We start from the raw sequence: 12251 nt of genomic DNA, 5'->3' as shown, positions 1-12251 counted from the left end.
ATATAAAGAGAACATACGAGCATACGCCCAGTATGTTTCTAGGGTCATTTTAAATTCGTTCGATTAGAAAAATACAAATTTCACTATTTTGTATGTTTTCAGTTATTTCTCATTTTACATGATGTAGTCGAATAAATAAAGCAGTTTTATTTTAAGGGTACTTATTATATTACATAAAGTAATTAAGTTAATACGAAGTCCAAGAAAGTCGTTTTAATTAGATGTATTTAAATTTAAAAGCTATCTATCATAAAGCTTGAGTCAATGGTGAAAATTAATTATGATGAAAGGGTGATACATAATTGCAAAGTGTTTAATATAGAAAGAAACATAGATATTAGGTGAAGGTGATTGCTATGGACAAAGTAAAACGTATTTTAGAAGATATCAAGAATGAGAAACAACGAACTGACAAAGTATTTCAAGATATTACATTTGAAGTGCGTGCAGAACAAGTTATTATGTTTTTTAATTATAATGAAATTATCGATACAGTAAATGAAGACCAAAATTATCTAAAACATAACCATGACCCTGAATTCATTGATATTCAAGAACTGAATACATTGAAAAAAGAATTAACAGCATTAAATATTTCATTTCATGAGAGAAGAGACGACTTTATGTAAAAAAACTGTTAGTAAGCATGTGGATTAACACATTTACTAACAGTTCTTTTTTATACTTCTACTGCATCTTCATGTGGTTGCAGCGGATGATTGGGGTCAATATGATCATAAAACATGATACCATTAATATGGTCAATTTCGTGTTGTACGACAACAGCTGGATAGCCTTTTAAACGTAATTTTATATCATTGCCGTCTATATCTTTAGCTTTAACTGTGATTCTAAATTTACGATGAACGAGCCCGGGGATGTTTTCATCTACACTTAAGCAACCTTCTCCAGTTGGTAAGTATGCTTCTTGAATACTGTGGCTCATGATTTTAGGGTTTACTAACATTAAGTCATAACTTTTACCTTCTCCGTCATCAGGTAAATACACAGCAATCATTTTTTTAGATACATTAATTTGTGGTGCTGCTAACCCGACGCCAGAACGTAAACCATATTTATTAGCTGTTTCTTCATCTTGACTATTGATTAGAAATTCTCTCATAGATTTTAAGGTTTCTTTATCTTCATTTGATAAAGGAACTTCGACTTCTTTAGCTTTTTCACGAAGTGTAGGGTGACCATCGCGAATAATATCTTTCATTGTTAACATTTGTTCATACACCTTCCTTAATATAAAATATACCAAAGATTACTAGTTGAAATACAGTGATAAATTTGATTTATTAAAATTCATTATATAATATAACACACGGAAAAGGAGGATTACTCAAAAATGAAATTAAAACTCGGTATAGGTGCATTACTTGCTTCAACAGTACTTGTAGCTGGATGTACAACTGATAAAGACGAAATAAAAGATTACAACGAAAAAATACAACAAGCTTTTGATAAAGAAAAACCAGTTTCTTCTGTAGGAAAAAAACTTAACGATCTTGAACAAGAAAAACAAAAATTAGTTGAAGAAATAAATGGAAAAGATCAACAAGAGGCGAAAGAAACTTCTCAAAAAATTGTAGGTAACGTTAAAGATAGACAAGAAGCATTTGAAAAAGAAGAACAAGCTTTAGATAATTCAGAAAAAGAATTTAAAAAGGCACAAAAGCATTTAGATAATATCAGTGATAAAGATAAGAAAAAAGAAGTGAAAGAATTAAATGATGCATTAAAGGATAAATATAAAGCACACGACGATTATGCTAAGTCATATAAAAACATTATGAGCAAAGAAAAAGATTTATTTGAATATGGGGCTGGAGACCAAGCAAATCAAGAAGAAATGAATCAAAAAACGGAAGCAGTATCCAAATCATATAAAGATATGGATAAATCATTTAATAAATACAAAGACGCAATGGAAAAAGTAAATAAAGAAAAACAGGACGTAGATAATTTAAATTAAATCTATAGTGCTATAAATTTGAAATTTTGCTTATTTAACTATAGCATAATAAATGAGGGCGCTTACATTTTTAAGGGATATTACAACCCATATTTTAAAAATACAGGTAGTACAGCATGACGAAAATTAGTAGTACAGATTAAAAACTGTACCGGTTTATAGTACTACAGAACTTTTCTTATTTGTTTAACAGCGGAATAGTTTTGTGGTACAATATGAAAGGATAAAATGAATTTCTATTATACGGGAAAGGTATGGTGAATTGAATGGCTCCGAAATTGAAAGCCCAATTCGATGCAGAGAAAGTATTGAAAGATACTGAATCTCAATTTGAAATGATCCAAATTTTGGATGAAGACGGTAATGTCGTTAATAAAGATCTAGTACCAGATTTATCAGACGAGCAATTAGTAGAATTAATGGAAAGAATGGTTTGGACACGTATCCTTGACCAACGTTCTATTTCACTAAATAGACAAGGTAGATTAGGTTTCTATGCTCCTACAGCTGGACAAGAAGCTTCTCAATTAGCTTCTCAATATGCTTTAGAACAAGAAGACTTTATCTTACCAGGTTATCGTGATGTACCACAATTAATTTGGCAAGGTTTACCATTAACTGAAGCGTTCCTATTCTCTAGAGGTCACTTTAAAGGGAATAGAATGCCTGAAGGTGTTAATGCATTAAGCCCACAAATTATTATCGGTGCTCAATATGTACAAACGGCTGGTGTTGCACTAGGACTTAAAAAACGCGGCAAGCAAGCTGTAGCAATCACATACACTGGTGATGGTGGTTCGTCACAAGGTGATTTCTATGAAGGTATCAACTTTGCTTCTGCTTACAAAGCGCCTGCAATCTTTGTAATCCAAAACAATAACTATGCGATTTCTACACCACGTAGTAAACAAACAGCTGCTGAAACTTTAGCACAAAAAGCGATTTCAGTTGGTATTCCAGGACTCCAAGTGGACGGTATGGATGCATTAGCAGTGTATCAAGCAACTAAAGAAGCGCGTGACCGTGCTGTGAACGGTGAGGGACCAACGCTAATTGAAACAATCACTTATCGTTATGGCCCGCATACAATGGCTGGTGACGACCCAACGAAATATAGAACTTCAGATGAAGATTCTGAATGGGAGAAAAAAGATCCATTAGTTCGTTTCAGAAAATATCTTGAAGGTAAAGGTCTATGGACTGAAGAGAAAGAAAACGAAGTAATCGATCGTGCGAAAGCTGAAATTAAAACTGCTATTAAAGAAGCGGACAATACAGAAAAACAAAAAGTTACAGACTTGATGGAAAATATGTATGAAGCAATGCCTCAACATTTAGCAGAACAATATGAAATCTATAAAGAGAAGGAGTCGAAGTAACCGATGGCACAAATGACAATGGTTCAAGCGATTAATAACGCGCTTAAAACCGAATTACAAAATGATGAAAATGTCTTACTTTTCGGTGAAGACGTCGGCGTTAACGGTGGTGTATTCCGTGTAACTGAAGGATTACAAAAAGAATTCGGTGAAGACCGTGTGTTTGATACACCGTTAGCAGAATCTGGAATCGGTGGTTTAGCTTTAGGTTTAACTACACAAGGCTATCGTCCAGTTATGGAAATCCAATTCTTAGGATTCGTATTTGAAGCATTTGACTCTGTTGCAGGTCAAATCGCACGTACACGTTTCCGTTCTGGTAACTCAAAACAAGCACCAGTAACAATTCGTGCGCCATTTGGTGGCGGCGTGCATACACCAGAATTACACGCAGATAATTTAGAAGGTATTTTAGCTCAATCACCAGGTTTAAATGTAGTTATTCCATCTAACCCTTATGACGCTAAAGGTTTATTAATTTCTGCAATTAGAAGTAACGATCCAGTTGTATATTTAGAACATATGAAATTATATCGTTCATTCCGTGAAGAAGTCCCAGAGGAAGAATATACAGTTGAAATCGGCAAAGCTAACGTTAAACAAGAAGGTAATGATCTTACTTTAATCGCTTATGGTGCAATGGTACAAGAAGCATTAAAAGCTGCAGAAGAATTAGAAAAAGAAGGCTATTCAGTAGAAGTTATCGATTTACGTACGGTGCAACCTATTGATATAGAAACGCTTGTTGCTTCAGTTGAGAAAACTGGTCGCGCAGTTGTTGTTCAAGAAGCGCAACGTCAAGCTGGTGTTGGTGCAACAGTTGCTTCAGAATTAGCTGAACGTGCTATTCTTTCATTAGAGGCACCAATTGCGCGTGTAGCAGCTGCTGATACGGTTTATCCGTTTACTCAAGCTGAAAACGTTTGGTTACCAAACAAAAATGATATCATTGAAAAAGCAAAAGCAACATTAGAATTCTAATTTATAAATAAAAAAGTTTGGGATATCTGTCACAATGTTATCCCAACTTCATTTGTTTTTATTAAAAGAAAGCATGAGATAGTGAATAATAAATTCAACTCTCATTTTATCATTTGTGACTAAATATGAACTTTTTAGGAGGATAATAACGTGGCATTTGAATTTAAACTACCCGATATTGGTGAAGGTATCCACGAAGGTGAAATTGTAAAATGGTTTGTTAAAGCTGGAGATAACATCGAAGAAGATGATGTTTTAGCTGAAGTACAAAATGACAAATCAGTAGTAGAAATCCCATCACCTGTTTCAGGAACAATTGAAGAAGTACTAGTAGATGAAGGTACTGTAGCAGTTGTGGGTGACACAATCGTTAAAATCGACGCGCCTGATGCAGAAGATATGGAATTTAAAGGTAGCGACAGTGATGAATCTGCAAGCGAATCAGAATCTGAAAAAGAAGAAAAAACTGAAGCACCTGCTCAATCATCAAATGATGAAGATGTAGATGAAAATAAACGCGTTAAAGCAATGCCTTCAGTACGTAAATATGCACGTGAAAATGGTGTTAATATTAAAGCAGTTGTAGCTTCTGGTAAAAATGGTCGCACAACTAAAGAAGACATTGATGCGTACTTAAATGGAGAGACAAGTACAGCTTCAGCTGAAAGTACATCAGAAGCTACTGAAGAAACTACAGCTAGTTCTGCACAATCAGCACCAGTTGCTACTGAAGGAGAATTCCCAGAAACAACTGAAAAAATTCCTGCAATGCGTAAAGCAATTGCTAAAGCAATGGTTAATTCTAAACACACTGCGCCTCACGTGACTTTAATGGATGAAATCGATGTTCAAGAATTATGGGATCACCGTAAAAAATTCAAAGAAGTTGCGGCTGAGCAAGGTACTAAATTAACTTTCTTACCATATGTAGTGAAAGCACTTGTTTCTGCACTTAAAAAATACCCAGCACTTAACACAGAATTCAATGAAGAAGCTGGCGAAATTGTACAAAAACATTATTGGAATATCGGTATTGCAGCTGATACTGACAGAGGCTTATTAGTACCTGTTGTTAAACATGCTGACCGTAAATCTATGTTCCAAATTTCAGATGAAATTAATGAATTAGCTGTGAAAGCACGTGATGGTAAATTGACTTCAGATGAAATGAAAGATGCGACTTGTACAATTAGTAATATTGGTTCAGCTGGTGGTCAATGGTTCACTCCTGTTATAAATCACCCAGAAGTTGCTATCTTAGGTATTGGTCGTATTGCCCAAAAACCTATTGTTAAAGACGGAGAAATTATAGCTGCTCCAGTATTATCATTATCATTAAGCTTTGACCATAGACAAATTGATGGTGCGACTGGACAAAATGCTATGAACCATATCAAACGTTTATTAAATAATCCAGAATTATTATTAATGGAGGGGTAAAACATGGTAGTTGGAGATTTCCCAATTGAAACAGATACTATTGTAATCGGAGCCGGACCTGGAGGATATGTTGCAGCAATTCGCGCAGCTCAATTAGGTCAGAAAGTAACAATCGTTGAAAAAGGCGAATTAGGTGGCGTATGTCTTAACGTTGGTTGTATCCCATCAAAAGCATTATTACATGCATCTCACCGTTATAATGAAACTCAAAACTCTGAAGATTTAGGTGTTATTGCTGAAAGTGTTTCACTTAAATTTGATAAAGTTCAAGAATTCAAGCAATCAGTTGTTAAAAAATTAACTGGTGGTGTTGAAGGACTATTAAAAGGTAATAAAGTAGAAATCGTTAAAGGTGAAGCTTATTTTGTAGATAATAACAGCTTACGCGTTATGGACGAAAAAAGTGCTCAAACTTATAACTTTAAAAACGCGATTATTGCAACTGGTTCTAGACCAATTGAAATCCCTAACTTCAAATTCGGTAACCGCGTAATCGATTCAACTGGCGCTTTAAATTTACAAGAAGTTCCTGGTAAATTAGTTGTCGTTGGTGGCGGTTATATTGGTTCTGAATTAGGTACTGCTTTTGCTAACTTTGGTTCAGAAGTTACGATTTTAGAAGGTGCAAAAGACATACTAGGTGGCTTTGAAAAACAAATGACGCAACCTGTTAAAAAAGGTATGAAAGAAAAAGGCGTTGAAATTGTAACTGAAGCGATGGCAAAATCTGCTGAAGAAACTGACGATGGCGTTAAAGTAACATATGAAGTTAAAGGCGAAGAACAAACAATCGATGCAGACTATGTACTGGTAACTGTTGGTCGTCGTCCAAACACTGATGAGTTAGGTTTAGAAGAAATTGGTCTTAAATTTGCTGATCGTGGATTATTAGAAGTAGATAAACAAAGCCGTACTTCTGCTGAAAATATCTTTGCAATTGGTGATATCGTTCCTGGATTACCATTAGCACATAAAGCTAGTTATGAAGCGAAAGTAGCTGCTGAAGTTATTTCCGGTGAAGCATCTGAAGTTGATTACATCGGTATGCCAGCTGTATGTTTCACTGAACCAGAACTTGCACAAGTAGGTTATACTGAAGCACAAGCTAAAGAAGAAGGATTAGAAGTTACTGCTTCTAAATTCCCTTATGCAGCTAACGGCCGTGCATTATCATTAGATGACACAACCGGTTTTGTTAAATTAATAACACTTAAAGAAGATAATACATTAGTAGGTGCTCAAGTAGTTGGTACTGGCGCTTCTGATATTATCTCTGAGTTAGGTTTAGCAATTGAAGCTGGTATGAACGCAGAAGACTTAGCATTAACTGTACATGCGCACCCAACATTAGGTGAAATGTCTATGGAAGCTGCTGAGAAAGCTTTAGGATTACCAGTTCATACTATGTAATTAAAGCAATTTTTATATAAAAGACAAAGTGCTAGTGATTAATTGTTTCCATTTCAACTTATTTAGAAATCGGCATATCATAGTAGATGATTCATTTTAAATAATTTAATGTGCACTTTTAAGCAATATAGCATCTTTGTAGGGGCGGGCATATGAAATCAATTTCTTAAATTTGGTTTCTGTTCCGTCCTTTTTTAAATTAAATCTTAAAAATTCGGCATATAATAGGTAACATAAAGGTGGGTTAGTATATGGAGTATTCATACCCCTTAGACCTTGATTGGTCTAATGAAGAAATGTTGCAGGTGGTGGCTTTTTTTAATGCAATAGAGAAGTATTACGAATCGCAAGTTGAAGGCGAAGACCTTTTAAATCGTTATCAGCAATTTAAAAATATTGTCCCAAGCAAGGCTGAAGAAAAACAAATTTTAAAAACATTTGAAAAACAAAGTGGTTATAATAGTTATCAAGCAGTAAAGTCCGTTCAAACATCGCCTAACCAAAAATATTTCAGTTCAAAAGAAAAATAATTGTTGTCATACAGGCTATACTTTGATATTTTTATTAAGCGCTAAAAAACGTTTAATAAAAGTAAATAAAGTATAGCCTTTTTTGAAGTAATTTAAAGTGTGTGTGTCAAAATAGATTGTAAACGATAATAAATATGAATAAATTAATTGATTTGTCATTAAGAATATAAGGGAAAACTCAAAAGTCTAAGAAGGGTAAAACAGTGCGTTCAAGAAAAAATCGTAGAAAATTTAATTTATCAAACGTTTTTCAGTATTGAAAGTGAATGTGCACTACCAATATGGAAAAATTTTTTAATATATTATAAGTTTTAGTACAATACATACTAAAATTTTAAAAACCTAGTGTTTAAAAAGTGAGACATAAAAGAGGTATAAAATTCATTATGAAAAACTTGAGAAGAGATGATCAATTAAATTGAAGCCGCACAACCAAATGGTTTTAAACAGAGGCGCTATTAGTTACTTTGAAACCTAATACTTTATATAAAATTTTGGTACCTCTGATTCTGGTACATTGAATTTTTGTCTCTAAGGCAAAGCGTTATTTTTATTGGATAGGCGTGATAATCGATATGCTGAAGAAAGAGACTTATTATAATTTAAATCAAGTCAAACTAAATACATAAATTAAAAAATATGGTGTCAAGGTACGTAAAAATGATAGCTATTACAACAGTATTATATTTATAGGAGGATAAAGTATGACCCCCTTATTAACATTCCAATCCGTTAGTAAATCCTATGAAGAATCCCAAGTTTTAAATGATATAGATTTGAATATCGACTCTGGTCATTTTTACACATTATTAGGGCCTTCTGGTTACGGGAAAACTACAATACTTAAACTTATCGTAGGCTTTGAACAATTTGATAGTGGTGAAATCATATACCAAGGTAAAACGATTAATCACATTCCTGCTAACAAGAGAAAAGTAAATACTGTTTTTCAAGATTACGCGTTATTCCCACACTTAAATGTTTTTGATAATATCGCATTTGTTTTAAAAATTAAAAAGCTAAGCAAACAAGTAATTAAGGCTAAAGTGCAAGAAGCTTTAAAATTAGTGAAATTAACTGGGTTTGAAAATAGAATGGTTGACGGCATGAGTGGTGGACAAAACAACGTATTGCAATCGCCCGGGCTATAGTGAATGAGCCTGAGATTTTACTTCTAGATGAATCGTTGTCTGCATTAGATTTAAAGTTAAGAACTGAGATGCAATATGAATTAAGGGATATACAATCAAGGTTAGGTATTACTTTTATATTTGTCACACATGATCAAGAAGAAGCATTAGCATTGAGTGATTATATTTTTGTAATGAAAGATGGAAAAATACAACAATTTGGATCGCCTATAGATATTTACGATGAACCAGTGAATCGATTTGTTGCTGACTTTATTGGAGAATCTAATATCGTAAAAGGAACAATGGTTGAAGATTTTGTGGTAGATATTTACGGACAAGTATTCAATTGTATTGATAAAGGCATCCCTACACAACAACAAGTCGATGTCATCATTCGTCCAGAAGACATATCTTTGGAACCGCCTAATCATGGGTTATTTGAAGTCACTGTCGATTCTATGTTATTTAGGGGCGTCCACTATGAGATGAATTGTGTTGATAAAAAAGGCTATGAATGGCTGATTCATTCTACTAAAAAAGCTGAGGTTGGCAGTAAAGTAAGTTTATACTTCGAACCTGAAGCCATTCATATCATGGTACCTGGTGAGACTGAAGAAGCATTTGAAAAACGAATTGAAAGTTATGAGGATGGTAACAATGCGCAAAATTAATGGTTATTTATTTATACCATATATATTGTGGATGCTTCTTTTTGTTGTTATTCCTGTGATTCTGCTTATCTACTTTTCAATGATTGATATTCATGGTCATTTCAATTTAGATAATTATAAACAAATCATGACCACAAAATATTTTAGAATGATTTGGGATTCTATCATGTATGCTACGGCGATCACAATAATGACTTTATGCATTAGTTATCCAGCAGCTTATTTCATTCGAATATCTAAATATCAAAGTCTTTGGTTGCTTATCCTAATTATACCTACTTGGATTAATTTACTACTGAAGACCTATGCATTTATTGGTTTGTTCAGTCATGATGGTATTATCAACCGAATATTATATGGTTTGCACTTGCCTAAATTGGAACTATTATTTACTGTGCCTGCTTTTTTAATCGTTGCCAGTTATATTTACATTCCATTTATGATTCTACCTATCTTTAATAGTATGAAAGACATTCCTAACAACTTGTTACAAGCTTCAAGTGATCTCGGTGCTAGTCGGTTAATAATATTTAGAAAAGTGATTGCTCCTTTGACGAAACGAGGTGTATTAACGGGTGTCCAAGTTACTTTTATCCCTGCGCTTTCACTATTTATGATTACAAGATTAATTGCAGGTAATAAAGTGATTAATATGGGTACAGCTATTGAGGAACAATTCTTAGTTATTCAAAATTATGGCATGGGGTCAACGATAGCATTGTTTCTGATTCTCTTTATGGCATTTGTCTTAATTATAACTAATACAAAAAATACAATTGTAAAAGGATGAATCATATGAAATGGTATGGCAAATTATATATCGGTATGTTAATCACAGTGTTGTATATTCCAATATTATTTTAATGATTTATTCATTTAATTCAGCAGGCGATATGATCCATTTTGATCAATTTACATTAGCGCATTACCAGTCTCTATTTAAAAATGAAAGACTCATGGCAGTTATATTTAATACGGTAGCAGTTGCATTATTAGCAGCTTCAGTTGCCACTATGATTGGAACAATGGGTGCTATTGCGTTGTACCATTTACGTAACAAAAAATTAAAAATATCATTGTTAACTTTAAATAATGTATTAATGGTATCTTCAGATGTTGTTATTGGCGCTTCTTTTTTAATTATGTTTACAGCAATAGGTCATTTTACAGGGTTGGGGCTAGGCTTTATAACGGTGTTAGTATCTCATATTGCTTTTTGTATTCCTATTGTGGTTATTATTGTATTACCTAAATTACATGAAATGAATGTTTATATATTAGATGCAGCACGAGATCTTGGAGCAAGTGATTTCCAAGTTTTAAATAAAGTGATGTTACCATATTTATTTCCTTCAATAATTGGCGGTTTTTTCATGGCATTAACTTATTCAATAGATGATTTTACAGTAATTTTTTTGTTACAGGAAATGGATTTAGCGTATTGTCAGTAGACGTTTATGCTATGGCTCGGAAAGGTATAAGTATGGAAATCAATGCGATATCCACGATGCTCTTTATAACAATTATATCAGGTATATTAGGCTACTTTATAATGAGAAAATTATTTAAACGCAATAAGCAATTGAAACAGGTGATGTAGCAATGAAACGGTTTTTACAATTAATCATATTATCCGTTGCTATTGGATTATTGTGTCTTTTTTTAAGCCAAAAATTTACTGCCAAAAACCAATCGGGTACAGGTAAAAAAATTTATGTATATAACTGGGGAGAGTACATTGATCCTAAATTAATTAAAAATTTTCAAAAAGAAACAGGGATAAAAGTGGTATATGAGACTTTTGATTCTAATGAAGCGATGGAAGCAAAAATTCGTAATGGTGGTACCCACTATGATGTTGCTTTTCCCAGCGAATATACAGTACAAAAAATGAAAATTTGTTATTACCGTTAAATCATGAGAAAATACCCAATATAAAAAATTTAGATAAAGATTATATGAATATGCCATTTGACAAAGGTAATCGTTATTCAATTCCATACTTTTTTGGAACGGTCGGCATTTTGTATAATAAAGATGTTTACCCCGATGACGATTTTAGTTCATGGAAAAGTTTGTATCATACAAAATATAAAAATGACATATTGTTAATTGATGGTGCTAGAGAAATTATTGGTTTAAGTTTAAATAAATTAGGTTACAGTTTAAATGATACACAAACCCAACATTTAAAAAAGGCAGAGAATGACTTGAAGGTTTTAAGCCCTAATGTGAGAGGTGTTGTAGGCGATGAAATTTCGATGATGCTTGAACAGCACGAGGCAAATATAGCAGTGGTATGGAGCGGTGTAGCAGCATCTATCATACAAAATAATAGTGATTTTGACTATATTGTTCCAAAAGAAGGGCCCAATTTATGGTTTGATAACATGGTTATCCCTAAAACTGCACAAAACAAAGCAGGCGCACATCAATTCATTAATTTTATACTTAATACACAAAATAGTAAACAAAATACAGAATGGGTAGCCTACGCCACGCCAAATAAATCATCAAGAGATCAATTGCCAAACTATATAAAAAATGATGAACGATTTTATCCCTCAAAATCTGTACAAAGCCATTTAGAAATTTATAAAAATTTGGGTAAAGATACATTAAGTGAGTATAATGAGCGGTTTTTAAATTTTAAAATGTCGTTAAATTAAAACGTAGTATAGTAGTTATTTTATCGTTTATTCGATATAATAGTTTGATAAGTAGTA

At 33.1% G+C, this 12251-nt stretch carries 9 protein-coding genes and 3 pseudogenes; 11 read left to right on the top strand and 1 reads right to left on the bottom strand.

Going from position 1 to position 12251, the window contains the following annotated elements:
- Positions 1 to 356 precede the first annotated feature (356 nt).
- Positions 357 to 629 (top strand): hypothetical protein, encoded by a 273-nt coding sequence (locus KA900_RS03865; protein WP_096810403.1) that lies wholly within the window; start codon positions 357 to 359, stop codon positions 627 to 629.
- Between the two features lie 50 nt (positions 630 to 679).
- On the opposite strand, the gene def is transcribed toward KA900_RS03865, so the two are convergent.
- Positions 680 to 1231 carry a peptide deformylase gene (gene def / locus KA900_RS03860; RefSeq protein ID WP_096810402.1) on the bottom strand — a complete coding sequence of 184 codons (552 nt, stop codon included), beginning with the start codon at positions 1229 to 1231 and terminating at the stop codon, positions 680 to 682.
- 123 nt (positions 1232 to 1354) lie between these two features.
- Between def and KA900_RS03855 the strand changes: the two genes are divergently transcribed.
- From KA900_RS03855 to KA900_RS03810, 10 genes and pseudogenes are all read left to right on the top strand, one after another.
- Positions 1355 to 1981, top strand: coding sequence for a YkyA family protein (locus KA900_RS03855; protein ID WP_096810401.1), 627 nt, complete (start codon positions 1355 to 1357; stop codon positions 1979 to 1981).
- Positions 1982 to 2247: 266 nt separating this feature from the next.
- Positions 2248 to 3360, top strand: a complete 1113-nt coding sequence (gene pdhA / locus KA900_RS03850; RefSeq protein ID WP_096810400.1) for a pyruvate dehydrogenase (acetyl-transferring) E1 component subunit alpha — start codon at positions 2248 to 2250, stop codon at positions 3358 to 3360.
- Between the two features lie 3 nt (positions 3361 to 3363).
- Positions 3364 to 4341, top strand: coding sequence for an alpha-ketoacid dehydrogenase subunit beta (locus KA900_RS03845; RefSeq protein WP_210139315.1), 978 nt, complete (start codon positions 3364 to 3366; stop codon positions 4339 to 4341).
- 150 nt (positions 4342 to 4491) lie between these two features.
- A complete protein-coding gene (locus KA900_RS03840; protein ID WP_115342300.1) occupies positions 4492 to 5781 on the top strand; it encodes a dihydrolipoamide acetyltransferase family protein in 1290 nt (429 codons plus the stop codon).
- Positions 5782 to 5784: 3 nt separating this feature from the next.
- Positions 5785 to 7191 (top strand): dihydrolipoyl dehydrogenase, encoded by a 1407-nt coding sequence (lpdA, locus tag KA900_RS03835; RefSeq protein WP_096810397.1) that lies wholly within the window; start codon positions 5785 to 5787, stop codon positions 7189 to 7191.
- A gap of 251 nt (positions 7192 to 7442) precedes the next feature.
- Positions 7443 to 7721 carry a UPF0223 family protein gene (locus KA900_RS03830; RefSeq protein ID WP_115342299.1) on the top strand — a complete coding sequence of 93 codons (279 nt, stop codon included), beginning with the start codon at positions 7443 to 7445 and terminating at the stop codon, positions 7719 to 7721.
- Positions 7722 to 8425: 704 nt separating this feature from the next.
- Positions 8426 to 9525 (top strand): annotated as a pseudogene (locus KA900_RS03825) (ABC transporter ATP-binding protein).
- Positions 9512 to 10315, top strand: coding sequence for an ABC transporter permease (locus KA900_RS03820; RefSeq protein ID WP_103372890.1), 804 nt, complete (start codon positions 9512 to 9514; stop codon positions 10313 to 10315). Before KA900_RS03825 ends, KA900_RS03820 begins: the two are co-directional and overlap by 14 nt.
- Before the next feature lie 5 nt (positions 10316 to 10320).
- Positions 10321 to 11125, top strand: a pseudogene (locus KA900_RS03815) (ABC transporter permease).
- A 2-nt stretch (positions 11126 to 11127) separates the two neighbouring features.
- Positions 11128 to 12194, top strand: a pseudogene (locus KA900_RS03810) (ABC transporter substrate-binding protein).
- Positions 12195 to 12251 lie beyond the last annotated feature (57 nt).

Origin of the sequence: Staphylococcus sp. GDY8P120P, assembly GCF_017892065.1 — a bacterium.
GTDB classification, from domain to species: domain Bacteria; phylum Bacillota; class Bacilli; order Staphylococcales; family Staphylococcaceae; genus Staphylococcus; species Staphylococcus nepalensis.
The sequence above is the reverse complement of the archived record's forward strand: the minus strand, read 5'-3'. Positions and strand labels throughout refer to the sequence as shown.

Excerpts from the sequence above, each read along its gene's own strand:
- KA900_RS03845 (WP_210139315.1), top strand. The coding sequence starts at position 3,364 with ATGGCACAAATGACAATGGTTCAAGCGATTAATAACGCGCTTAAAACC.
- pdhA (WP_096810400.1), top strand. The coding sequence starts at position 2,248 with ATGGCTCCGAAATTGAAAGCCCAATTCGATGCAGAGAAAGTATTGAAA.
- def (WP_096810402.1), bottom strand. The coding sequence starts at position 1,231 with ATGTTAACAATGAAAGATATTATTCGCGATGGTCACCCTACACTTCGT.
- lpdA (WP_096810397.1), top strand. The coding sequence starts at position 5,785 with ATGGTAGTTGGAGATTTCCCAATTGAAACAGATACTATTGTAATCGGA.
- KA900_RS03855 (WP_096810401.1), top strand. The coding sequence starts at position 1,355 with ATGAAATTAAAACTCGGTATAGGTGCATTACTTGCTTCAACAGTACTT.
- KA900_RS03820 (WP_103372890.1), top strand. The coding sequence starts at position 9,512 with ATGCGCAAAATTAATGGTTATTTATTTATACCATATATATTGTGGATG.
- KA900_RS03830 (WP_115342299.1), top strand. The coding sequence starts at position 7,443 with ATGGAGTATTCATACCCCTTAGACCTTGATTGGTCTAATGAAGAAATG.
- KA900_RS03865 (WP_096810403.1), top strand. The coding sequence starts at position 357 with ATGGACAAAGTAAAACGTATTTTAGAAGATATCAAGAATGAGAAACAA.